The following is a 24,329-nucleotide window of genomic DNA, read 5'->3' on the forward strand; positions in this document are numbered from 1 at the left end:
GTGTATGAAGAGATATTCACCAATTCTCAAGCACTAGTGATTTTCATAGAATTATCTTCAAGAAAAAAGCATATTGAAATAATCTGAACCGATAGAACTGTCAAAAGAATTTGGTTATGTTTAGCATGTTCCAAGAATAGAATCATATAAAATACTTCTTAGAGGTATGGTATATGTATTTTACTCACAAGGTATCCAAAGCTCCTCTTCAGGTCCCTAATAACCCTACTGACGCACAAAGATATGAAATGGTTAAGGAATCACTGGTTAAGGAAGGCAGGCCTGAAGACTATGAATATATAATCAAAAGCCTAAGTCCGCCCCCTGATATAGCAGCTTATGCAACACCGGGGCAATATAAAGGTACTAAGGTTGCAGTCGTAGGGGCTGGCGTTGCAGGGCTGACTGCTGCCTTTGAGCTTAGGAAGCTTGGCTTTGATATAACTATATTTGAAGCGGAAGATGAAAGAATCGGAGGCAGGATATACACTCATTATTTTGACAAAGGCAAGAAAATTTATGGTGAGCTCGGAGCAGGGCGTATCCCAGCATCTCATGAAGCGGTCTGGCATTATATCAATCTATTCAATTTAAACACTACAAAAATCACCGGTGAAAAAGGTGATACCTTTGTACATGTAAGAGGTATAAGAGCAAGAAATAACCCTAAGGATATAATGGAAAAGATTTACCCCATGTTTAACCTCACCCCATCAGAAAGAAATATTCCATGGCCTGAGCTTTATAACCGAGTGCTATATAAAGCTTTAAAAAGTTTAAGTCCCGAGTTAAGATCAGAGCTTTTATTAGTAAGTCCCCAGCTTCCTCCTGAATATGTCAATACTGTTACCATAACTGTACGTCAGGGATTAAAAAATGCCGGGTTAAGTGACGCTGCAATCGAACTTATTACGAGCCTTAGCCCAACGGTTAATGCATTCATAGAAGGTTCTTTCTATACCGAGCTCGTAACAAACTATGCCGTATTTACTGAAAATACCTATGAAATAGATGGAGGGATGATAACCCTCCCGCTTGCCTTCTATAAATCGCTGACCTCAGATAACCCCCAAGAATATAAACTTCCAAGGCATGTACTCGGAAAAGTCACCTTTAAAATGGGATGCTATGTTGGGAGGGTCTACAAGTCCGACAAAGATAAAAAGGTTATATTAAGGTATCTTACCGAGACTTATCCTGTAATCAACCATGAAGAATTTGACTATGTATTTTTCACTATACCTCTGACAACGCTGAGAAAAATGTCCTTACATCCACCATTCTCGAATGAAATGATGGAGGCAATAAGAGAAGTTAATTATGTGGATGCTCAAAAGACACTTTTCCTATGCAATGAACGTTTTTGGGAAAGGCAGGGGATAACAGGCGGAACTTCAAATACTGATCTGCTTATCCAATCAATTATGTATCCGTCAGACCGTTCACAATGTCATCAAAATACGACTGGTATAAATATCAATTGCAATCCTAATAGGCCCGGTGTACTTACAGCTTCATATAACATTGGTAGCGATGCAGTAAGGTTAGGTAATTTTCTGACTCATCGCTTTAGATTAATAAAACGGCAAGTTGAATTAACCCAGGGCCTACCTGAGAATTACCTTGATAATGTGGTAATTAATTATAAGACTATTGATTGGGACAGAAATCAATGGATTACAGGAGCATTTGTCAATTTCCTACCCGGACAGGGGAGACTTTTTCTATTCGATATGTTAAAGCCTGAATATGAAAACAGGATATATTTTGCCGGAGAAGCATACTATCCTCCAAATGGATGGATTCAAGCTGCCGTTAATTCAGCCATGATTGCCGTTAATGCACTGGCATACTATCTGAAAGCCTATGGATATAAATAATAAATTATGCTGTCTTATAAAGCGGGCTGCGGCAGAAAGGCAGAATTAAAAAGGGCTGCATTTTAAGCAGCCTTTCTGAAGAAGTATTAAAGTTAAAATGTTTCCTTCGGCTCGTTGAAGGATTCGATTGTTCCAGATACCTCGGAGAAATAAAAGACCTCAAAAATACCGTCGTCGGCCTCATACATCTGAACGGGACGCAGCTTTAAAAATTCAGCTCTGGCCTCATTCCTGTCGTCACGGACAAGAGTACCGGTAATACGGAACCATTTTCCGCTGACCATGCCGCTGATTTCAACCTTAGGATTTTTAAGAAGCTGCTGGAATACCTTTTTAGTGTTGTTCATGCATATGTAAGTTTTGCCATCAAATTCAACGGCTGCACCGAAGGGTCGGACACGGGGCTGATCGCCGTCCATGGTGGCTATGTAGAAAGTTTTAGCCTGCTGTAAAATTTCTGTAGCTTTATTCATTGAAACGCATCCTTTCAAATTATATTCTTTGCATGACTGGGCCTGACGTTTTTACTTTCTGATTTGACTTTATTGTACTTGAGTGCTGATATTTAATCAAGCAGGGAAAATATTCTTTAATACACATACGAGCATATTAAACTTAAGACACTCCAAGGAGCCAGTCAACGACATGAAACTGCCGGATGCCGCCATAGTTGGCTGAGCGTGGTATCTCATCCATGGCAATAAGAATCTTAGGATGATAATCCGGTATCTTCTGCAGCGGTTCAAGCTCGCGTCTACGGGTGTTTTCATCCAATACACTTGCAGAAACCTGATAGTACGTTATTCCATCTTTGCTCTCTGCAACAAAATCAACCTCTTTTTGTGACAGCTTTCCTATGGTCACCTTATTGCCCCGTCTTTTAAGCTCAAGAAAAACAATATTCTCCAAAACATGGCCCATATCGGATGAAGATGTGCTGAGCTTTGGTTCTCTAAGCCCGTTGTCCACGGCATAATACTTGCCTATTGTTTTTAAATGCTGCCTGCTTCTGATATCATAACGGTCCACTTTATAAAACATATAACTGCCGCACAATGCATTAAGATATTTATCAACTGTGTTGATATAAAGACGAAACAGTGTGGATTTGCCGCATCTTCGAACACCGGATATAACCTTAATTACCTGATGCTCTCTCCAGTCTTTAAGCCAGTCTAAATATACCTGCCTTTGAACCAATTTTCCCCGGCATATAAAGTCACCTACTTTCATGAACTATTATGACATAAGTGATTTAATTTACATAGTTTTTTCAAAATTTAAAGAAATCATTGATTTAATACAAGTAAATATCTCCATTATTTCAATACATGGTAGCCACTTAATTGCATGGGGATTAATAAAGACTATCTTAAGGATTAAAACGCAAATGAATTTCATCTATATGATAGCGACAGACCTGAATATAAAGAACTTATAGATGAAATCACACTACAAGTGATGGAAGGCGTTATGGACTTAACACAAAGATGAGGGAAATGGAAAATTACATTCATCCTAATTTGATAAATGAAAAATTTGGTATAGAACTCAGCAAAGATTTATCAGAATGGGTAACATTTGATATCTCACAGTTTTTAAAAGACAAAGTAAAACTGGATATGCAAGATATAGCACAAAGGAAAAAACTATACAGCCTATATTGAATCGTAAAGCATCTAAAAAAATGACGAAAGAACATTTAAAAGATATTAATGCTTATAAGTAAAAAGTTGGTTTAACGAAATTAGAAAAATATATGAGCCGTAATAACAATTCATTCTATCATACGATAAAAAATCATTTCACTATTCATAGTATAAAAAGAATCGTTAGTAACGATTCTTTTTCATGGAGCTGGTGGTGGGAATCGAACCCACGGCCTGCTCATTACGAGTGAGCTGCTCTGCCCCTGAGCCACACCAGCATATCAATATATAAATTTATACCCTAACATATATATTATTAATCAAACGCTCATCTGAGTCAATATCAATCCTCTGCATTCCTGAAAGCATATGTAAATTCATGCTGATTTTATACTGACAATAAAGATTCTCTGACGCCTCATCTATATTTCCCGGGAAATCTATTTGAATAAGTTTATGGTTATATAAGCATAAAAGATACAAACATAAAAGGATGCTATTCTTTTATGTTTGTATCTATATATTTATATTATACTAAAGGTTCCGCACAGTTGTCACCGTAACGCTAATGCCCAAAACTCCTGTCCAAACTTGAAAATTTGGTGTACTGTCCGTTGAAGAACAATTCAACGGTGCCGGTGGGGCCGTTTCTTTGCTTTGCTATGATGACTTCGGCGATGTTTTTCTTGTCGGTCTCTTTGTTATAATATTCATCCCTGTATAAAAAGCATACGACGTCAGCGTCCTGCTCTATGGAGCCGGATTCCCTTAAGTCACTCAGCATGGGCCGGTGGTCTGCCCTTGCTTCGGGGGCACGGGATAACTGGGACAGTGCGATTACCGGGGATTCCATTTCCTTTGCCAGGGCTTTAAGTGAGCGGGAAATTTCCGAAACCTCCTGCTGCCTGTTTTCGGTCTTTCCTTTGCCCTGCATAAGCTGAAGGTAGTCTATTATTATAAGGTCAAGGCCGTGCTCGATTTTCAGCCTTCTGCACTTTGACCTCATCTCGGTAATGGAAATGCCAGGGGAATCATCTATAAATATCTTGGCTGAGGCTAATGGTCCTGCCGAGCGGGCCAATTTTGCCCAGTCCTCGTCCTCCAAGTTACCTGTCCTTAATTTCAGCATGTCTATGTTTGCCTCGGAGCACAGCATTCTCTGTACCAGCTGCTCCTTTGACATTTCAAGGCTGAATATTGCCACGCTGTAGGGATGGCGGGTGGCGGCATACTGGCCTATGTTGATTGCAAAAGCCGTCTTTCCCATACTGGGCCTGGCGGCGACGAGTATCATATCACCCTTTTGCATGCCCGAGGTCTTTCGGTCTAAGTCAACAAAGCCGGTGGGAACGCCTGTCAGTTCCCCCTTGCTTTTATAAAGCTTCTCTATATTGTCAAAGCTTCTCTCTAAAACCTTGCTTATGGGCTCAAAGTCGTGTTCCATGGCTTTTTGTGAGATATCAAATATAGCCTTTTCGGCGCTCTCCAAAATTGCCGGAACCTCGTCGTTTTCGGAATAGCATTTATCCATAAGCTCGGAGGAGGTCTTTATAAGATTCCTCAGTGTTGATTTTTCCTCAACTATTTTTGCGTAATATTTAATATTTGCAGTGGTAGGAACAGATGCAGCCAGATTTGAAAGATAGGTAAGGCCGCCTATGGCGTCAAGTATGCCTTTTGTCCTTAAGCTTTCAACCAGCGTTACCAGATCCACCGGCTCGTCACGGTTATATAATTCAATTATGGTATCGAATATACGGCCGTGGGCTTCCTTGTAAAAATCCTCTCCCCTTAGAATTTCTGCTGCAGAGGATATGGCATTTTTATCAAGGAGCATAGCTCCTATAACCGACTGCTCCGCCTCCATATTATTAGGAGGAATCTTAAGTATATCCATTAAAATACCACCTTTAAAACCTGTTCTATATCGTCAACATCGATAATCTCAACACCTTTAATGCCGCTTTGTATGTCCTTAAGATTATCCTTGGGTATTATTACCTTTTTTATACCTGCCTGGTGGGCGCCGTGGATTTTTTCATAGACGCCGCCTACGGGCTTTATGTTTCCGCGGATGGATATTTCTCCTGTTATGGCTATATCCTGGGATAGGGGCCTGCCTTCTATGGCGCTTAAAATTACGCACACCATGGCGGCGCCGGCTGAGGGCCCGTCTACATTTCCGCCTCCAATAACATTAACATGTATATCGTAATCGTTTAAATCTTTTCCTGTCAGCTTTCTTATAACTGAAGCTGCGTTAAACACAGAATCCTTTGCCATGGTTCCAGCCTGGTCGTTAAACCGGATTACTCCCTGTCCTTCCTTTGCCGCCTTAAAGGCAACGGCTTCGATTTCCAGGACGGAGCCTATATAACCGCTGACTCCAAGGCCGAATATCTTGCCTGTTTCTTTTGTTTCAGAGGCCTTGTCTTCGGCATAGGGAGTCAGCCTTCCGATGGATAATACATCGTAGAGCTTTTCCTTTGAAATATAAACTTTGCCAAAGTCTTCATTGTCACGGTTTTCATATAAAACATAGCCATAGGCATCCGCCAGTATGTTTACCGCGCGTCTTCCCTGGATAGTATAATTACTTATGATTTCAGGAATTTCATCGTCAATAACTATTTCGAGTTTATTTGAAGAATTCTTTACTATTTCCATAATGTCTTCTTTGGATAAGGGCTCAAAAAATACCTCGGCGCAGCGTGAACGAAGGGCAGGGTTTATCTCGTGGGGCTGGCGGGTTGTCGCGCCTATAAGGACGAAATCCGCCGGAGCTCCTTCGTTAAAGAGCTTCTTAACATATTGGGGCACATTTTCATCATCGGGATCATAATAAGCTGATGAAAACTCAACACGCTTGTCCTCTAAAACCTTCAAAAGCTTGTTTTGAAGCATTTCATCCAGTTCTCCTATTTCATCTATAAAGAGCACTCCTCCGTGGGCTTCGGTTACTAGCCCCGGCTTGGGCTCGGGAATTCCGCCTTCGGCCAGTTCCCTTTTGGAACCCTGATAAATGGGATCGTGAACAGAACCTAAAAGTGGGTTTGTTATTTCCCTTGGGTCCCACCTTAAGGTTGTCCCATCTACCTCCACAAATTTGGACCTTTTTGTAAAGGGCGTATATTTAAGTTCTTTAGCCTTCTCCAGCGCCAGTCTGGCAGCCGTCGTCTTTCCCACACCGGGCGGACCGTATAAAATTACATGCTGCGGAAAGGGAGAGGACACCTTTGATATAAGCGCCTTAATTGCCCTCTCTTGGCCTATTATTTCATTCATTTCACTTGGCCTCAGCATTTCCATCAAAGATTTGGAAAGCTTTATGCTGTCCAGGACTTCAAGATCTGCGTACTTCTTAAGGGTTCCGGCATTTTCAGGGCCGCCCTGTTTTTTAAGTATGGAAAGCTTTATTTCCTGTATATATTTTTCCTGTTTTTCTTCCAGGTGCCTTTGAACTCTTTTTTCAATTTTGTTTTCCACATATCTTTTTGCAATTATGTTGGATAATTCCTCCTCAACCTTGTCCAATATTGAAGGAATATCCTCTAACTTGGGTATGTCAAAGATTGATTTATTATTGAAAACCAGCTTTTGCAGGGCATATGTCTTTTTCTCCAATTCATCGCATTCCAGATAATGCAAAATATCTTGCTTATTTGCTCTTGTCTGCACGGCCTCTTTGCCAAGCACATTATTTACAACCAGCTGAAGTACCTCAACGTGTTTTAATAGCTGTTCCTTATCCTGTAACGAATTATCAACAAATGCTTCGTCTCCATCAATGTAGCTTCGCAAAATAGATTTCACTAATTTGGCTCCCTTCTTATTCTCCAACCACTTCAACCTTTAGTTTGGCAGTGACTTCAGGATATATTTTTACGTCTAAATTGTATATTCCTGCTGCTTTTATTGTATCTTCAAGTACCAGTTTTCTTTTATCTATATCAAATCCATACTGCTTTTTTATTTGCTCTGAAATGTCCTTGTTGGTGATGGAGCCAAAGAGCCTCCCGTTTTCTCCTGTTTTAACCTTGAAAACAACCGAAAGCCCATTTACCTTTTTAGCCAGCTCTTTTGCTTCCTGAAGCTCTGTATCCTTGCGGAATTTCTGTGAATCCTTTTTTTCTTTCAAGGATTGAAGGTTGCCCTCATTAGCTTCCATTGCCAAGCCTTTTGGCAACAGATAGTTTCTGGCGTATCCATCGGATGCATTAATTATTTCGCCTTTTTTCCCCACTCCTTTAATATCTGCGGTTAATATTACTTTCATTTTGCTTCACCTTCCTCCTGGTATTTCTTTATTGCATCTATAACCATGGCTTCGGCCTGCTCCAAGGACACATTGGATAGTTTTGCTCCCGCAACTGTCATATGCCCGCCTCCGCCTAGTGTTTCCAATATAAGCTGAACGTTTATTTCGCCTAAGGACCTTCCGCTTATCATTATGTCCCTGCCGTTTACGGCAAGCACAAAGGATGCGTTTATGCCCTTTATGTCTAAAAGCTCATCTGCTGCCTGGGGTACAACCAAGGATATATTGTCCCCTGCTTCCTTGCAGACTGCTATGGCTATATTGCCGCCTATTATTTTTGCGCTTTTTACTACATCGGCGCGCATTGTATAGGTCAAAAGGTCATCGGCCAAAAGCTGCTTGACGGCCATGGTATCGGCGCCCCAGCGGCGTAAAAATGATGCCGCTTCAAAGGTTCTTACCCCAGTTTTAAAGGAAAAATTCTTGGTATCCACAGTAATTCCTGCCATCAGGGCTTCTGCTTCTATACTGTTTATTTCTATTTTATCAGAAATGTACTGCAAAATCTCAGTAACTAGCTCACTGGCAGAAGATGCATAAGTTTCATGGTAAGTTAATACAGCCTTATCGATAAAATCGGCGCTTTTCCTATGATGGTCAATTACAACTACTTTTTCCACCGCATCCACTATATCCGGATATTCGGTAAAGCTCTTTATATGGACATCCACTATTATAAGCAGCGTGCCCTTAGAAAGCCTGTTTTGGGCCTGGTCGCTTGTAATGAATATATTACTGTATTCTGCCATGGCCTCTAAACGTTTTAACAGGGCTTGTATTGAAATATTTGGTTTATTCAGTATTATATAGGCGGGCTTCCCCCTGTTTTTAGCCGCCCTGAAAAGTCCCAAAGAGGCCCCTAAAGAATCAAGATCAGGGGTATCGTGACCCATTATGATGACTTCATTTGCCTGGTCCATTAAATTTGCCAGGGCATGAGCCACCACTCTTGCTTTAACCTTTGTCCTTTTTTCAACTTCCCTGGTCTTTCCTCCGTAAAAAAGAAATTTATCCCCGTCTTTAACCACAGCCTGGTCTCCGCCTCTTCCCAATGCCAAATCCTTTGAAGAGGCTGCAAAATCCATCAGCTGCAGAGGGCTGTCTCCGTTTTTGCCCACACCAATGCTAAGCGTGGCCGGAAATTTATTGCCAAGGTTAATATCTCTTATATCATCTAAGATATCAAATCTTTTTTCCTGTAAAATATTTAAATATTTCTCTTCCATGAAGAGCACATATTTATCTTCATCGTATTTCCTTATGGCAGCGTTCATTTCCGCCGCCCAGGAGTTTATTTTTTTATCTAGCTGAGCAATTAACTCCGGACGGTTACCTTCATCAACGTTTTTTACAACTTCATCAAAATTATCCACTTCAATTAAAGCTGCCGCCGCCTTCTTTTGGTTGTAGAACTCTTTCAGTTTAAAATAATCCGTCCTGTCAACGAAGTAAAACATTACTATATACTTGTCTTCCTTCTTTTCTTCCTTGACCTTTATGGGGTTTATAAGGACGGAGTAGAACTTGTTTTCAATTAGGATTTTATCTAATGATTCAATATTTTTATCCAGTATTTTTCTTAAGTTTATATCCTTTACAAATTCGTTGACTTTTTTACCCAGGAAATCTGTATCTACGTATAAATCTCCAAAGCATTTGTTATACCACAAAACGGTACCGTCCTCTTCGCAAATTATCAAAGGAAGGGGAAGGTTTAAAACTGCATTCTTTGTGGCCAGGCCAAGGTCTGATGAAAGGTTTTCTATATATTTGGTCCATTCATTTTTTCTGGCTTTAAGATTTAAAAGGTTGTAGTATATTAAAGCCCCTAAAATTACAAGGCCTGCTAATCCCAAATTTATATTGTAAAAAAATATTATGCTCGTATATACGGCAATGATAATAAGATAGATTTTGGTATTGGGCATTAACACCTTTAATATTCTGTTATAATCATTCATATTACTCTCCCGGCGGAATCCTCCCGCCCCATCTGGATAGGTTTATCTTTCTGAAATCAAAGAGATAGTCCACCAATCCGACGATTAAAAATACCTGGCTTAATAAGGGTATGTATAAAACCATCCCACAATAAATTATAGCCCTGATTTTCCTGGATAAAACCTTGCTTTTTATATACCATACCACAACAGCCAATCCATTTACAATAAAACTGAGGGAAAAAATCATGTACATGCTGTTGAATACCATGTCGGAATTGGGTACCTTGAAATAGTAAAGTATGCCTGTTACGGCAAAGGTGAAGAACAAGCCAAAGCTTAAATTCCTTCCTATATACCATTCCTCAATGGGGGATAACCTCACTATGTCTATCCTCAATCTTTTGAATATCTGCCCCACAACATAATAATTCATGTATGAACCAAAGAGAGCCGTTATGGCGAACAGTCCGGGGAGCAGCATTCTTATCTGCTCCGGATTTAAGCCTTGGTCTAATACCTGGTCCACCTGGCTTGCATCCATCCCGAATTTTATATACATTTCCCTGGCCATTTCCTTTGTCATTTCAAGGCTAGTGAAATATTCCTTCAGTACATCCATGCCCATAAGCATTGCACCAAACTGTATAATTGCAATATATGCAAGGAACATGGTAATTGACATTGCAACTACGGTGGTAAAGGGCGTATACTTCTTTTTCAGGCAAAAGCCAAGAACGATTGCCGGTATTCCATACATCAGGCCCATGGTAAATGCGCTGTAGGGATCTATAAGGCCTGAAACCAATATTAAAAGCGCTGTCATTGATAAAATGCTTACCTTTAAATCGTATTTAAATGTTAAAAGGGTAATGGGTATGGGCCAGATTATAACCCCTACCAATATAAAAAAAGGCACATAGGCGCTAAGTAACATTATCACTGCTGCCAGCGCGACAAGCAGCGAGGCTTCAACCAGTGCCCTTGTATTCAAATTTTTCAACTTCAACACTTCCTAATCCTTTTTTCTATCTCGAAGGTGTCCTAAAAGACGGGATAAATCGTTGTAATTCTTCTCGATTTCATCCTCTTCAAGTATGCCTATTTTAAGCTGATTCTGAACCTTCAAGTCGATGGCAGAAAATTCAATGCCCAATCTTTTGGCAAGTATGTATGCGATTATGATTATCCCCGCAAGGCATTCTGACAAGGCATCCTGGGTAATTTTACTGCCTTTGTTGAGGACTCTGTATAAGGCTGCCACGGAACCTATGAGCTCTGTCTTTAAAAACTCTATGATCTTTATATTACCTGTTACATCGAATTCGTCATTCATTTTGCTGCCCCCCTAATACATATAGCTAAAACCATTTAAAATTTATAACGGTTGTATAATTTTATCCTTAACTTATATTCTATATTGGGTTTGTAATTCCTGCATTTTAAAATCTGTAATAGTTGTATAAACATCATAATATATCTTCATATGAGATTATATGCTAATTGCCCGTAATTAAAACAGCAAGCCGGGTTATAAACCCGGCTGCATATGATTTAAATTCAGTTTTATTACTCTGTGGTAAAGGGCAGCAGAGCAATATTTCTCGCTCTTTTTATTGAGATTGTCAGCTGTCTCTGATGCTTTGCACAGTTACCGGAAATTCTTCTTGGAAGAATCTTTCCTCTTTCAGATATATATTTTCTAAGCTTACTTACATCTTTGTAGTCGATGCTTTCCACCTTGTCAACACAAAAAGTACAAACTTTTTTCTTAGGCCTTCTGCCTTTGTTTCCTCTTTTATTTAACATCCCTTTCCCTCCTTTTCAGTGTGAGAGAATATCTCTCCCTCTTAAGTTTTTTATGAGCGGGAGAATTTATCCGTTAAAATGGAATATCGTCGTCTCCATCTATAGGGGAAAAATCATTGTCTCCTCCGCCAAAGCCGGGAACATCATCAGATGGGAATTTTGAACCGGAGCCGCCGCCTGTTCCTTCTCTTGTACCTAAGAACTGCACGTCTTCAGCTACGACTTCCGTCACATATCTCTTCTGACCGTCATTTCCCTCATAACTTCTTGTCTGAATCCTGCCGGCAATAGCTACCTGCCTTCCTTTTACAAGGTAGTTAGAAACTAATTCGGCTAATTTGTTCCAGACCACTATATTGATGAAATCCGCTTCTTTTTGACCGTCTTTATTTTTAAACTGCCTGTCAACTGCCAATGTAAAGGTGGCTACTGCAGTACCGCTACCCGCAGTAAATCTGAGTTCCGGGTCACGAGTTAATCTGCCTATTAATACTACTTTATTCATATAATCACCACCAATTATTTTTCATCAAGGTTTATTATTATATGTCTTAATACAGCATCGCTTATCCTGAATATTCTATCCAATTCCTTTGGAAGATCCGGATTAGCTTTGAAATTGATGAGTATATAGAAACCTTCGCCTATATCGTTTATTTCATAGGCAAGCCTTCTTTTACCCCACTCATCAATATTAGATACTGTACCACCCTGTTCGATAACACCCTTAAACTTCTCGATATTGGCTTTTACGCCTTCTTCATCAAGAGTAGGGATTAACACGAAAAGTGTTTCATATCTGTTCATATTGTCACCTCCTCCCCCTGGACTAACGGCCCTGTGTTTCACAGAGCAGGGATTCACATTTAAGTATTATATCACTACAGCAGTATAAATACAACACCTTTTACATTTGTTGACTGTTCTCCTCCATGGGGGCATTGCTTTTTATTACCTTTTTGACGCCTTTTTCAAACTTTGGCCTTGGAAGCATTACCTGCCTCCCGCAGGATACACATTTTATTCTGAAATCCGCCCCTATTCTTAAGACCTCCCACTCAAAGCTTCCGCAGGGATGCTGTTTTCTCATCTGTACTATGTCGCCTACATAGAATTTGCCCGGCATAACATCAACTCCTTAAGAATTATTACCATTTTTTGTTATTATTACACGAGTGGGGAATGGAATATTTATATTCTCAGCCTCAAAAACATCCTTAACTTTTTTGCGTATTTCCCTCTCTACACCCCATTGCTCCATGGGTTTTGTACGGGCTGCAATTTTCAGTTTTACGCCGTATTCCCCTAAGTCCGTAACTCCTAATACGCTTGGGCCTTCTATTATATTTTCGTTTGTATTTTTTATATCCTCACAAAGCTTATTAAGTACGGATAGTGCCTTATCTATATTTACATCATAGCCTATATCAAATTCCACCAATGCCCTTGCATTGTCCCTGGAGTGGTTTGTTACCTTTCCTATAAGCCCGTTCGGTATTATATGAAGGTCTCCTGAGAAATCCTTTATTTTTGTTATGCGAAGGCCTACCCCCTCGACAATGCCCTCCATATTCTCAATGGTCACATATTCTCCCACGGAAAACTGATCCTCGAAGAGTATGAAAAAACCGGCTATAATATCCTTTATGAGGCTCTGGGCACCAAAGCCTATGGCAACTCCGCCCAAGCCTGCGCCGACTAAAAGTGTGCCTATTGGAAAGCCCAGTACATCAAGGCCGTTTATTATACCTAATATATATAATGCATACCTGAGAATGCTCTTTAAAAGCTCGCTTAAGGTATCAAGCTTTCTTTCATTCATCCCTAATTTATGCTGTTTTTGATTTTGAATAAACTTTTCTATTATAATATTCCCAAAGTATGTAAGGACTTTCATTCCGATTAATATTATAAGCAGCTTAAGGATTCTGCCGCCGTAGTTGACAACTATATTTTGTTCGTTGAAGAAAGCCTTTATTTCATCCAGCCCCATTTTATTATTCCTTTCGAACTTTATTTTCTGACTCCGGCATCTTTCACTATTTGAAACAATCCTTTATTCAGGTCCTTTCAGATATTAAAAAACCATTCTCTTCAAGGGCAGCTAAATAATTTGACGCAGTTTTTCGTGAAACTCCGAGTCCATCCTCAATATATGAAATCTTTGTATAAAATTCAAAAAATATCAAATCCACTAATTCCCTTGAATATATTTTAAGAAGCTCCGCCTTGATTTTTTCAGCTGTATCTTCCAGTAAACCATTTATCTTCTTTATTAATATTAGAGTCTCATTTGCTGTCTCTTCTATACCCTGCAGTATAAATAAAATCCACTCTTCCCAATTCTCCTTAACCATTATATCCTGAAGCAATCTGTAATAAGCAGATTTATTTCGGATAATAAATCTGCTTAAATACAAAATAGGGCTATCTAAAAGCTCTTTTAACACCAGAAATAATACATTAATTATCCTCCCTGTTCTTCCATTGCCTTCATAGAAAGGATGGATGGATTCGAAATGATAATGCACTATTGCTAATTTCATAAGAGGATCAATATTATCATAATCATTATTAACATACTGTTCAAGATTAGATAAGAGAGCAATCATTTCTGATTCTGTGCTGGCCGGAGTACGTATTTTTATGGAAAACCTTCTATTCTGTTAATAATTCAAAGATTATATAAAATGCTGCGACAAAACCCGTTGCCCATAAGAGTATATTAATAATGTTTTTTTCCAAAGGTTTAAGCTTCTTTTTTGATTTATTCAATTTTTCATCTAAAATTTCTTCTACTGAGTTCTCACTTCCGGTCCGATCCTTTAACCCTGGCATACGCATTATTTCAACACCTCCAACCGATATATATATAAGACCCATCTGACAGTACTATAAAATACTTTGCTCATTTTAAACTTGTCTGAAGGCAATCAATGTGTTGCCCCATGTGTATTTCGTCAGCAAAAGAATGATGATCTAAAGGTTCGTGATATCCATATTTGCGATTATCAATGAGGATAATCCTTCCTTTTGAAGAATTTACGGTGAATGACCCCTTTCCGGCAGTTGGAGTCGATAATCTTTACCGGTCATCCTATTTTATAACTTGTATTTGTTATTAAAATTATATCATATTTAGCATCGACTTTGACCCTCCAGTTGCTGACCGGTAATACTGGAAAAACCATAAACCCCTCCCAGAAACCTATCCAGCGTCCATAATAAATTTGCTCCTTCACAGCAGCTCCACATATCCTTCCATTCCATTTACTCGAACCCGCTGCCCGTCTTTAATTAAATCAGTCGCATTTTCCACTCCGACAACTCCCGGAAGTCCATATTCTCTTGCAACAACCGCGCCGTGCGTCGTAAAACCGCCCACCTCGGTAACCAACCCCTTTATTGTCGCAAAAAGCGGAGTCCAGCTAGGGTCGGTAAACCGGGTAATTAAAATATCGCCCACTTCCAGTTCCGCTTCTTCCACGGATAAAATAATTCGTGCGCGCCCTTCCACAATGCCGGATGACACCGGAATACCCATTAAGGCATTTGCAGGAAATTTTTCTGTTGAAAAATTCGAAGATGGAACAAAACCGTCGGAGGTAATTACGCGGGGGGGAGTAAGCTTTTCAAAATTAGCATAATCTCCTTTTCGCTTTTCGATTATGCCGTAATCCACCTGACCCGTTTCAACTGCTCTGTACAGCTCGTCAAAATAAAGATAAAAAACATCATCACAGGTATGCAAAATCCCTTTTTCTACCAACCTGTCCGCTTCTTTTAATAATGCCTTTTTGTAAACTTGATAGCGGCGGACAATGTAATATTTGGGATATTCGCGGCATCCGATAAAATTACGAAGCAACCGGATGTCTGTCCGCATCTTTTCTGTATTTCTTTTGCCTTTAGGCAATTGCGCCAAACCATGCAAAATTTCTTCCTCTTTTTCCTTTACTTCAATTTTACCCTTTGCAAATCTGGCTTTATGCTCACCGGGTTTTAGAATTCGAAGGTTGCTTAACAGCATAGGCAGCAGCTGCGTAGGCTTTTCTTCGAAACGGGGTTTGGTAATATCAATTTCACCGGGACAGCGCATCCCGTACCTCATAAGGAAATTCTTAAATGCTTTCTCGGCTTCTTTTCCCCCCGGAAGCGTACGCATTTTTTCAAAAAAGTCTTTATCGTCAGGGATTTCAGACAAATATTTTAATACTTGAGGATACTCCCGGATTACGTCGGCCAAATCACATAACGCGAGCCCCATTTCCGTGGTGACATTGTGTTCCAATGATTTGGAGAGCAAATCTGCCGCATTTTTCTCCCCAAGCCAGACCTCAATATTCTTATTCATCGAATCATTCACCAGAATGGCCGCGATGATCGGCCCTAACATTTTGGGATGATACGCCATTGCCAGCAATGAGCCCCGGTCATCCTTTATAAAATCCAAGGCCGCTTTTCCGGAAAGCTTTAACAACTGCCGATCAATTCTATTAAGCTCAGACTCAAATTTTTCGATTAGCTCATCGATAACCTCCGGATCATTTTTTCGCTTGATTTTGATTGCGGCTAAAATAGAAGCAGGAGTAAAAATCCCCCCTTTAACGTTTCTTTTGCCTTTCGGCAGGGACACCATAAACTCTTTTTGATTCAAAAGTTGTTTGATTGCGCCCTGTATCAGCAAATCCTGCTTTCCTGTCGCCATAACCAATCGGTTTCGCCCTACTGCGGAAGACAAATCATGGGTGATATCGGCGTAAAGCCTGCCCCCGGATCTTGTCAGTGTAATATCCGAGATCATCTGGAAAAATGAAATACCAAGAGGCCGTATTGCATCCGTCATCATCTGAATGTGTCCAATAGACATATATACTCTGGGTTTTCGGGAATCCACAGATTCCGGGATCGGGAACAAGGTTGTTATGGCCCGGCTTTGGACAATATAAAACTCATTCTGGTAAAAGCACCATTCAATATCCTGAGGGCATCCAAAATAGGCTTCTATTTTTCGCCCTATGCGGGCCAACTGCAAAATCCGATCATCGGGCAACACCTGTTTGCTTTGCCTGTTTGAATCAACCTGGTTTTGCTGCGTGCCTCCGTTTTCTGCGGGACGAATCTCCAAATGCTGTATGCCGATCTTTTTCGAGACGATTTTCTCATCTCGTATTTTATAAATATCCGGATTTGTAAGGCCGGATACCATTGCTTCTCCCAGCCCAAGCCCTGCGTCGATAGAAAGAGTCCGCCTGTCGGAAGTCACCGGATCGGCGGTAAATAAAATTCCGGAAATCTCGGAAAAAATCATTTTTTGGACAACGACGGAAAGAGAAACTTTACGATGTTCAAACCCGTTCTGGATTCGATATGTCACCGCGCGGTCTGTAAAAAGGGATGCCCAGCACAGTATTACATGCCGCAAAATTTTTTTCTTTCCCCTAATATTCAGATAAGTATCCTGCTGTCCGGCAAAGGAAGCATTGGGCAGGTCCTCCGCCGTTGCGCTGGAACGTATTGCAAAAGATTCCTGCTCGTCATAATTGGATAGTTCTTTCAAAATCGCAGATTCAATATCTTTGGATAGTTGAATATTTTCAATCTCAGCCCGTATTTTCCCGCTGATTTGTGAAATTCGTTCCCGGTCAATTGATTTCAGCTTTTCCAGGCTTTCCAGCAACGCTTCGATTTCGGTATTATTAGCCAAAGATTCCTGGAAAGCCGTAGTGGTGACGCAAAATCCTTCCGGAACCCGGATTTCAATGATTTTCGATAGCAGCCCTAAGTTTAATCCCTTACCACCAACCTTCATTAAACCCGCTTCATCTATTTGGGAAAATCCGATAACATACGAATGCATTTTCCATCCCTCCATGCAAAGTTTTGAAATATACTACTTTATATTTCATAATATACTTCGCTGATATGATTGTCAATGTGTTTTGAAATTTGATTTAAAATATTTCAAAATAATGCTATAATGATAACGGGTGATGTCATTATGAATGGTTATGAGAAAAGAACTAAATTAAAGAAAGAGTCCATTCTTCAAATTGCTACTAAGCTGTTCGCCGAAAGAGGCATAACAGATGTAAGCATCAGCGAGATTGCTGCAAAAGCAGGTGTTTCGCAGGTGTCGATTTATAATTATTTTGGAGATAAAAGCAACCTGGCGAAAGAAGCGTTTATTTCCTATATCGGACAGGTAGTACAAGAATATGATGAGCTATTGGATAAAGACATTCCTTTTTCTGAGAAGATTGAACAAATAATGTCGAAAAAGCGTAACGCCATTTTAGAATTAAGTCATTCTGGTTTCGGCCGGCAAGCTTTGGAAGATAAGGCATTGCAGCAGATTTATGAAGAAGCGGCGTCAATTCAGGCACAATCAATATATCTAAAATTTATCCAGGTCGGGAAAAAGGCAGGGGCGCTCGATCCATCTATTTCGGATGACGCACTCCTTAAGTTTCTTCTTGCATCCGCCTCCATCATGCGCCAACCCGATTACTATAAAAAAAGCGCAGAGGATAAAAAAGACCTTTTGAAATTGTTTCTGTACGGACTGTTAGGAAAATATCATTGATTTTTTATATCGGATATATCATCCCCTTCACGGTCAATACCATTCGCCATAAATGAGCCGACTGGCTGAGAAGTCAAATCTGAGGGTAATACGGAGAGTATAAGCCTGAGAAAGTTTAAGGAGAGGTTCGGTGACAAAGTCAAGTTGCGTATACGCTTCTCTCTTAATGATCTCAGCTGGACGGGGATTTACTGAATATTCCCCTTTTTATGGCAGACTATGCTGATAAATTAATGAGGCTGGCTTTAAAAAGCAGCAGGTGATTATGCTAAAACATTGGCTATAATTCTTTTAGCCCTAAGAAAAAATTTACTTCATCATCTTCATATAAATCAAAGAGGGCATCCTTATGACGCACCGCCATGAGGCGCCCTTTATCTATAATACCAACCCTGTCCGCCAGAAGCTGGGCCTCGTTAAAATCATGGGTGACAAATATAATGGTGCATTTAAATTCCCCATGTATTTTGATAAGCTCCCTGTACAGGGACTGCTTTGTCACCGTATCAAGGGCTGAGAAGGGCTCATCCAAAAGGAGAATATCGGGGGAAAGAATAAGAGCTCTTGCAAGAGCCGTCCGCTGTCTCTCTCCCCCGCTTACAGTTCCGGGATACTGGCTTAATATATGGCTTATAGACAGCAATCCCGCCAGGCGGGATACTTCCTCAGAAATTACTTTATGGTTCTTTTTTCGCATCTTAAGGCCATAGGCGATATTTTGTCCTATTGTCATATGGGGGAATAAACCGTAATCCTGATATACAAAACCAAGTTTTCTCTCTTCCAGAGGAGTATGGAGAACCGATGTGCCGTTAAGTAAAATATCACCTTCAAAATTTTTATAATACCCGGCTATGGACTCCAAAAGAAGGGTTTTACCCGATCCGGTTTTGCCAAGGAGGGCAAAAATTTCACGTTTTTGGATTTCCAAAGAGATACCTCCCAGATGGAAATCCCCTTTTTTCAGCGCAAAATTACGCAGTTCAATGCTTACGCTGCTCATAAGACCACCTCACTTATACGGCTTTTTATACCGGTATACTTACGCAGTACTGTTGTGATGGTAAGCGATACGGCAGCAATAATTAGGATTATTATTGCTGCTGCCATAGCCATGCCGTTATCGCCGGTGGAGATGTTAAGATAAATGCTGGCCGGCAGCGTTTCGGTCTTCATGCGGGTGACGCCGACCAGCATAAGCGTTGCTCCAAACTCCCCTAAAGCTCTGGACCATACTAATATAACCATCATAAGAACTGAAGATAAGCACAGGGGAAGGGTTATGGTAGTAAACCTTTCTAAGCGGGATGCTCCTAAGCTTCCTGCAATAAATTCCAGGCGGGCATCCACCAAATCAATGGCTGCCCTCATTAAGTGCACGGCAAAGGGAAGATTGACAAAAATCTGAGCCATAATAATACCATTTTTATCAAATACAACCTTTAGGCCCAAGTCCTTTAAAGCCCTTCCGAAATCAGAGGAAAATACAATTAAGAGGCATAAGCCCAATACCAGGTAGGGAAGGGACAGAGGAAGCTCTATTATAATTTGAAGGGTCTTTTTAAAGGGCAGGGATGTTCTTGTCAGGGCATATGCTGCCGGAACGGCAAGGATTACGCAAATAACCGTTGATACACTTGCAGTATAAATGCTGAGTAAAATTGCATGGCGTATCTCATCGGATAAAAGGGCCTTCTTTAAATAAGGCGCTCCTCCTAAGACTATGGTTAAAAGAGCTGATATTATAAAGAAAGCGATGGCTGCCGCAATGATTATTGCCGTGATATCAAACAGGTTTAAAGTACTTTTTCTTTTCATCCAGCTCCTCCTCCATTGTTAACAGTTTAGTTCATAAGTTCATAACCGTATTTGGTCCATATGGCCTTTGCATCCTCTGTGTCAAGGAATTCCAAAAACACGGAAAGTGCTTCGGCATCATCGCTGTATGAAAGCGACGCGGCAGGCACGGTCTTTATATATTTTCCCATATCCGGCGTATTAACTATTTCCACGCCGTCTCCGCCGGCATTTTCCTTCCAGACAATGATGGCATCGCACTGATCCATTTTTAATGCGTTAAATATTTCCGGCGCTGTGGCTGTCCTGGCAATAACGTCAACCTTGTCAAGGATTCCTGAGTCAGTCAGCGCCTTATTTGCAATTTTACCTATGGGCGTTGATTCTGCGTCTCCTAGAACCACACGAACTCCTTCTTTTACCAGGTCATTGAGTCCGGTGATACCAAGAGGATTTCCGCTTTTGACCGCAAGAACGGGTATGTGCTTTACCAGGTCCGTGCTTTGTGTAACCGCATCCTTTACCGGCTGAAGTTCGTCGGCAGAGCCGGCTATAAACAAATCGCCTTCCTTTGATGTATTTATCTGGGTTTGAATTTGTGCGGCATTTCCGTAAGTAACTTCCATAGCACAGCCGCTCTCATCCTGAAACAGCTTGGCTATTTCTTCAAAGGGCTTGGTCATGCCTGCTCCGCAATATATAGACAATGTGTGCCCAGCCAGTCCACTTTTTAGAGCTTCTGTAACTTTAGGAGTTTCGGTAACCGGTGGAGTGGATTGGGAAGGCACCGGTTTTGCACCGCAGCCTATAAGACTTAAAACCAACATTAAAGAAAGCAACAACCTGACCAGTTTTTTCATAAACATCCTCCTAATCGTTATGTTTTATAACGTTTTGTTAATATTTTATTAATTTTAACATGTAAATATCAAAAATTCAAATGTCAAATCGATAATAAAAAATTATACAACATAACAAAATACATTAACAGCGCGGCTTTTTTTATTTACTGTGACTGTTCATACTAGTATAATACAGTATAGAGAGCAAAGATAAACAAGTCTTGATAAAATATCAAATTAAATGTGATAAATATTGTACAAATACGAATTAAGAGGAGTGGTAACCATGGTCTTTATACCGGATGAGTTCCTTGACGGATTAATCTCTGAGGATATGCCCTATTTTGATTTGACAACCCATCTTTTAGGTATATCCGGCAAAGAAGGCACTATACGTTATGTTTGCCGTGAAGAGGCGGTAATCTGCGGCACCGAAGAAGCGGTGCGCATCCTGAATAAGCTGGGAGTAGAAGTGACAAATTCCTTTCCTTCGGGAACTGTTGTTAAACCGGGTGAATTTTTTTTAGAAGGGTATGGAAATGCAGGATCACTGCATGCCGGCTGGAAGATTTGTCAGAGCCTTCTTGATAACTGTTCGGCAATCGCCACAAAAACAAAACGGATGGTGGATATTGTTCATTCTGTAAATCCTAAAATGCCGGTAGTCACCACGCGCAAGAGCTTTCCCGGTATTAAAGCACTGACCCTTAAAGCCGTATTGTGCGGAGGCGCCTTTCCTCACCGTCTGGGATTATCGGAAACCGTGCTTATATTCAAGCAGCATATGAACTTTATAGGCGGAATAGATGGGTTGATTGAGCGCATACCTGCAATAAAAGAGCATTCCTGCGAAAAGAAGGTATTTGTTGAGGCAGAGAGCATGGAGGAAGCCATAGCCTTATGCAAGGCCGGTGTGGACGGAATCCAGTTTGATAAGCTACCGCCGGAAGTCCTCTCAGAGGGCGTGCCTCAATTGCAGGAGATTTCACCATCAGTTACCCTTTTAGCCTCAGGCGGCATAAATGAAACTAATGCCGCACTTTATGCTGTTACGGGAGTAGACGCCCTGGTGACAACCAGCCTTTTTACTGCCAAGCCTATAGATATAGGCGCAAAAATCGAGAGGGCATAAGCATATGCAAGGCTTAAAATGTATGTATATTTCTTTACTATGTTGACATTCTAAATATGAATATTACATAGGAAGGATGAGATATTAATGAGACTCAGTGCAAGAAATCAAATCAAAGGCAAAATCGAATCAATAAAAGAAGGGGCTGTTAACGACATTGTTACTATTGATATAGGCGGGGGCAATAAAATCAGCGCCACAATTTCAATGGAGGCAGTAAAAGAACTGAACTTGGAGGTGGGCAAAGAAGCTTACGCCATTATTAAAGCAACTTCGGTAATGGTTGGAATCGATGATTAAAAGAATTTAAATTTTTCTTTACATATTTTTTTCATCAAAAATGGCTGTCAAGAGCTTTTTAAGGGATTACTTTAGTCCCTTAAAAATGGCCAATACATAAAGCACATATGAAAAGAGGAGCGTAGCCAAACTTTTTATATGCTATAGGCTCTCCCTTTTATATACAGGCTTCTTACTAAATCATCAAGCTGGCGGCAGTTGCCGCCAGCTTTCAATAACAACAGCATAATCAGTTGCCGACAATAATACTGCCACCGGCGTCCCGGGTTATGGAACCCCCAGTTTTAGGATAAGTAATTATCACACTGTAACTGCCATCCTTAAACTCTGTAATGGTAAGCGTTGCACCCTTTCTGACCTTTTCCAGCTTATCCTCATAATCACGGCGGTCCAGCTCCATTGATGACGCTGAATAGTCACCTTTATCCACTAATTCCTGGGTTTCGGCAAGCTTTTGCTCCATCCATGCTTTATATTCTTCATAGGTCATAACCTGGCTTATACCGATACCTTTTTCTCCATCTTCATAAAGCTCATAGGATTTATCATCGCTGCTTGTTTTCTCCAGAGCATCTTTCCTACCGTCCGTTTCCTTGTCATCCCATAAGGTGTCAAGATACTGCCGGGCTTTTTCAAAGTCGCCTTTAGCAGGATCAAGGGGAAGATCAAATACCAGGTTGACTCCGTCAAAATCGGGGTTTGGAGTAACAAGGCCGGTGGCTTCATCATAGTTGTAGGCTTTGGTGCTGTAGAAATTAGTAGAGCTGACAATCAGCTCAAGTCCCCGGTCGGCAAACATCTCCAGACTGTCGCAGTCGATTAAGCGATACATGACGCCGTCTACCACACAGGCCGAGTATCCGCCGTTCATACTGGCAATGTTATAAAGCCAAGGCTTTTGGCCTTTGATAAGCGGCGAGACAAAAAAGGGAACATTGCCAAAGTCCTCGCCACTTGTATCAGGCATGGAGCCTTCCTGTTTTGCAATTGCGACTACTGCGTAGGATTTTGCAGTATCCACCGTACCGTCCAATTCAGTCAAGCCTTTGCCGGACACAATGCCAAGGAAAGTCACATCATAACCGCCCTTGAACTTTGTTTCATTTACCAGCAAGGCATCGTCACTGCGGAATGCTTCGGCTAAAACAGGGGATTCCAACCTGTCTGCCACATCCGAGGGTGAGAGGAAATACCAGGCCGCAAATGCGGTAGTGGTAACAAACACAAGGGCCATAACAACGGCGGCAGCCGCGCTGAAAGAAGGCCTTATAGCAGATTTTCTCAAAATAGGTTCCTCCTTGCTCAACTCATATTTCACTTTTTGCACTAAATCCGTGGGAGGGATTTCCGTGCTGCTCAAAGCATTTTTAAGCAGCAGATCCACATTATAATTTTTATTTTTCATAATGAATCGCAACCAATCCTTTCTCAACAAGTTTCCGGGCCTTGAACAATCTGCTTTTAACTGTACCCGCTGGAAGTTTTAGGGCGGCGGCAATATCTGACACGCTCATTTCAACGGTATAGTATAGGATAATGGGGATTTTGAACTTATCCGGCAAGGACTCAACCAATTCCCGGACAATACGGGCTTCTTCCTGTGCCATAAAACTATCTTCCATATGTACGCCTACTGCGCTATTATCATCCAGACTTTCAATTGGGGCCAACCTTTTACGGCGGGCATACTTACGCTTCCAGCTTTTCCAGATATATAACGTGGTAGAAAAGAGGAAACCCTTCGGATTGTCCGAGGCGCTTAGTTTTGGCAGTTGTTCAAAGGCTTTTAAGAATGTTTCCTGGAATAAATCGTCTGCATCTTCCCTGGAATAAGTAAGGCTCCGGCAAAACTTGTAAATCGAACCGCCGTACTCATCCACCAGATCCGCAAACATATAACGCTGGGGGGGTTGTCTAAATTTTATTGCGGACCATATTTTCAATATTGACCTCCTCTCTAAATCCCGTATACCTGTAAATAGTCGCCACATTTCAAATGGTTCATTTTTAAATAAATTTTTTAACCGTTGCTTGTTTATCATTATTTTATTGGTTTTCCATTGCAGATTACATATA

Annotated in this window: 26 protein-coding genes, 1 tRNA gene and 1 pseudogene; 6 read left to right on the plus strand and 22 right to left on the minus strand. The window is 40.8% G+C overall.

What is annotated here, in order from left to right; translation table 11 throughout:
* Nucleotides 1-173 precede the first annotated feature (173 nt).
* Nucleotides 174-1,880 carry a flavin monoamine oxidase family protein gene (locus OXPF_RS18125; protein ID WP_054876628.1) on the plus strand — a complete coding sequence of 569 codons (1,707 nt, stop codon included), beginning with the start codon at nt 174-176 and terminating at the stop codon, nt 1,878-1,880.
* Between the two features lie 92 nt (nt 1,881-1,972).
* On the opposite strand, the gene OXPF_RS18130 is transcribed toward OXPF_RS18125, so the two are convergent.
* Complete coding sequence (locus tag OXPF_RS18130; protein WP_054876629.1) at nt 1,973-2,353, minus strand: pyridoxamine 5'-phosphate oxidase family protein; 381 nt, start codon at nt 2,351-2,353, stop codon at nt 1,973-1,975.
* A 142-nt stretch (nt 2,354-2,495) separates the two neighbouring features.
* Entirely contained in the window at nt 2,496-3,113 is a 618-nt protein-coding gene (locus tag OXPF_RS18135; protein ID WP_054876630.1) for a DUF4143 domain-containing protein, read from the minus strand.
* Nucleotides 3,114-3,370: 257 nt separating this feature from the next.
* Here OXPF_RS18135 and OXPF_RS22645 point away from each other — a divergent pair, with 257 nt between their 5' ends.
* Nucleotides 3,371-3,547: a hypothetical protein gene (locus OXPF_RS22645; protein WP_160317264.1), complete on the plus strand. Its 177-nt coding sequence runs from the start codon at nt 3,371-3,373 to the stop codon at nt 3,545-3,547.
* Nucleotides 3,548-3,732: 185 nt separating this feature from the next.
* Here OXPF_RS22645 and OXPF_RS18140 read toward each other — a convergent pair.
* From OXPF_RS18140 to ppsA, 15 genes are all read right to left on the minus strand, one after another.
* Nucleotides 3,733-3,807 (minus strand) — tRNA-Thr (locus OXPF_RS18140).
* Nucleotides 3,808-4,094: 287 nt separating this feature from the next.
* Nucleotides 4,095-5,426, minus strand: coding sequence for a replicative DNA helicase (gene dnaB / locus OXPF_RS18145; RefSeq protein ID WP_054876631.1), 1,332 nt, complete (start codon nt 5,424-5,426; stop codon nt 4,095-4,097).
* Nucleotides 5,426-7,342: a Lon family ATP-dependent protease gene (lonC, locus tag OXPF_RS18150; protein ID WP_423230587.1), complete on the minus strand. Its 1,917-nt coding sequence runs from the start codon at nt 7,340-7,342 to the stop codon at nt 5,426-5,428. The genes dnaB and lonC overlap by 1 nt, the downstream gene beginning before the upstream one ends.
* A gap of 16 nt (nt 7,343-7,358) precedes the next feature.
* Complete coding sequence (gene rplI, locus OXPF_RS18155; RefSeq protein ID WP_054876632.1) at nt 7,359-7,805, minus strand: 50S ribosomal protein L9; 447 nt, start codon at nt 7,803-7,805, stop codon at nt 7,359-7,361.
* A complete protein-coding gene (locus OXPF_RS18160) occupies nt 7,802-9,808 on the minus strand; it encodes a DHH family phosphoesterase (RefSeq protein ID WP_054876633.1) in 2,007 nt (668 codons plus the stop codon). The genes rplI and OXPF_RS18160 overlap by 4 nt, the downstream gene beginning before the upstream one ends.
* 1 nt (nt 9,809) lies before the next feature.
* Nucleotides 9,810-10,790: a YybS family protein gene (locus OXPF_RS18165; protein WP_054876634.1), complete on the minus strand. Its 981-nt coding sequence runs from the start codon at nt 10,788-10,790 to the stop codon at nt 9,810-9,812.
* A gap of 12 nt (nt 10,791-10,802) precedes the next feature.
* Nucleotides 10,803-11,123, minus strand: a complete 321-nt coding sequence (locus OXPF_RS18170; protein WP_054876635.1) for a MazG-like family protein — start codon at nt 11,121-11,123, stop codon at nt 10,803-10,805.
* A 233-nt stretch (nt 11,124-11,356) separates the two neighbouring features.
* A complete protein-coding gene (gene rpsR / locus OXPF_RS18175) occupies nt 11,357-11,596 on the minus strand; it encodes a 30S ribosomal protein S18 (RefSeq protein WP_054876636.1) in 240 nt (79 codons plus the stop codon).
* 73 nt (nt 11,597-11,669) lie between these two features.
* Nucleotides 11,670-12,101 (minus strand): single-stranded DNA-binding protein, encoded by a 432-nt coding sequence (locus OXPF_RS18180; RefSeq protein ID WP_054876637.1) that lies wholly within the window; start codon nt 12,099-12,101, stop codon nt 11,670-11,672.
* A 14-nt stretch (nt 12,102-12,115) separates the two neighbouring features.
* A complete protein-coding gene (gene rpsF, locus OXPF_RS18185; RefSeq protein ID WP_054876638.1) occupies nt 12,116-12,403 on the minus strand; it encodes a 30S ribosomal protein S6 in 288 nt (95 codons plus the stop codon).
* Nucleotides 12,404-12,503: 100 nt separating this feature from the next.
* Nucleotides 12,504-12,722: a DUF951 domain-containing protein gene (locus OXPF_RS18190; protein ID WP_054876639.1), complete on the minus strand. Its 219-nt coding sequence runs from the start codon at nt 12,720-12,722 to the stop codon at nt 12,504-12,506.
* A 12-nt stretch (nt 12,723-12,734) separates the two neighbouring features.
* Nucleotides 12,735-13,589, minus strand: a complete 855-nt coding sequence (locus OXPF_RS18195) for a mechanosensitive ion channel family protein (protein ID WP_054876640.1) — start codon at nt 13,587-13,589, stop codon at nt 12,735-12,737.
* A 67-nt stretch (nt 13,590-13,656) separates the two neighbouring features.
* Complete coding sequence (locus OXPF_RS18200; RefSeq protein WP_341442916.1) at nt 13,657-14,244, minus strand: Fic family protein; 588 nt, start codon at nt 14,242-14,244, stop codon at nt 13,657-13,659.
* A 10-nt stretch (nt 14,245-14,254) separates the two neighbouring features.
* Nucleotides 14,255-14,434: a hypothetical protein gene (locus tag OXPF_RS18205; RefSeq protein WP_160317265.1), complete on the minus strand. Its 180-nt coding sequence runs from the start codon at nt 14,432-14,434 to the stop codon at nt 14,255-14,257.
* 400 nt (nt 14,435-14,834) lie between these two features.
* On the minus strand, nt 14,835-17,456 hold the full coding sequence (ppsA, locus tag OXPF_RS18210; protein WP_054876643.1) for a phosphoenolpyruvate synthase: 2,622 nt from the start codon (nt 17,454-17,456) through the stop codon (nt 14,835-14,837).
* Between the two features lie 141 nt (nt 17,457-17,597).
* On the opposite strand from ppsA, the gene OXPF_RS18215 reads away from it, so the two are divergent.
* Nucleotides 17,598-18,182 carry a TetR/AcrR family transcriptional regulator gene (locus OXPF_RS18215; RefSeq protein WP_054876644.1) on the plus strand — a complete coding sequence of 195 codons (585 nt, stop codon included), beginning with the start codon at nt 17,598-17,600 and terminating at the stop codon, nt 18,180-18,182.
* A gap of 69 nt (nt 18,183-18,251) precedes the next feature.
* Nucleotides 18,252-18,445: pseudogene (locus OXPF_RS23220) on the plus strand (ATPase); the annotation flags it as partial.
* Between the two features lie 17 nt (nt 18,446-18,462).
* On the opposite strand, the gene OXPF_RS18220 reads toward OXPF_RS23220, so the two are convergent.
* Genes OXPF_RS18220 through modA form a run of 3 tightly spaced genes read right to left on the minus strand, consistent with a single transcriptional unit; the run spans nt 18,463 to nt 20,839 of the window.
* On the minus strand, nt 18,463-19,185 hold the full coding sequence (locus OXPF_RS18220; protein ID WP_054876645.1) for an ATP-binding cassette domain-containing protein: 723 nt from the start codon (nt 19,183-19,185) through the stop codon (nt 18,463-18,465).
* Nucleotides 19,182-20,000 (minus strand): ABC transporter permease, encoded by an 819-nt coding sequence (locus tag OXPF_RS18225; protein ID WP_054876646.1) that lies wholly within the window; start codon nt 19,998-20,000, stop codon nt 19,182-19,184. The genes OXPF_RS18220 and OXPF_RS18225 overlap by 4 nt, the downstream gene beginning before the upstream one ends.
* A 26-nt stretch (nt 20,001-20,026) precedes the next feature.
* Entirely contained in the window at nt 20,027-20,839 is an 813-nt protein-coding gene (gene modA / locus OXPF_RS18230) for a molybdate ABC transporter substrate-binding protein (protein ID WP_341442906.1), read from the minus strand.
* A gap of 268 nt (nt 20,840-21,107) precedes the next feature.
* Between modA and modD the strand changes: the two genes are divergently transcribed.
* Nucleotides 21,108-21,953, plus strand: coding sequence for a ModD protein (gene modD, locus OXPF_RS18235; protein WP_054876648.1), 846 nt, complete (start codon nt 21,108-21,110; stop codon nt 21,951-21,953).
* A gap of 87 nt (nt 21,954-22,040) precedes the next feature.
* On the plus strand, nt 22,041-22,253 hold the full coding sequence (locus OXPF_RS18240) for a TOBE domain-containing protein (RefSeq protein WP_054876649.1): 213 nt from the start codon (nt 22,041-22,043) through the stop codon (nt 22,251-22,253).
* 229 nt (nt 22,254-22,482) lie between these two features.
* On the opposite strand, the gene OXPF_RS18245 is transcribed toward OXPF_RS18240, so the two are convergent.
* Together OXPF_RS18245 and OXPF_RS18250 are read right to left on the minus strand one after the other, a co-directional pair.
* Complete coding sequence (locus OXPF_RS18245) at nt 22,483-23,538, minus strand: DUF4179 domain-containing protein (protein WP_152967801.1); 1,056 nt, start codon at nt 23,536-23,538, stop codon at nt 22,483-22,485.
* A 109-nt stretch (nt 23,539-23,647) separates the two neighbouring features.
* Nucleotides 23,648-24,196: an RNA polymerase sigma factor gene (locus tag OXPF_RS18250; protein ID WP_054876651.1), complete on the minus strand. Its 549-nt coding sequence runs from the start codon at nt 24,194-24,196 to the stop codon at nt 23,648-23,650.
* Nucleotides 24,197-24,329 lie beyond the last annotated feature (133 nt).

It is taken from the genome of Oxobacter pfennigii, assembly GCF_001317355.1.
In the GTDB taxonomy this organism is placed as follows: Bacteria; Bacillota; Clostridia; order Clostridiales; family Oxobacteraceae; genus Oxobacter; species Oxobacter pfennigii.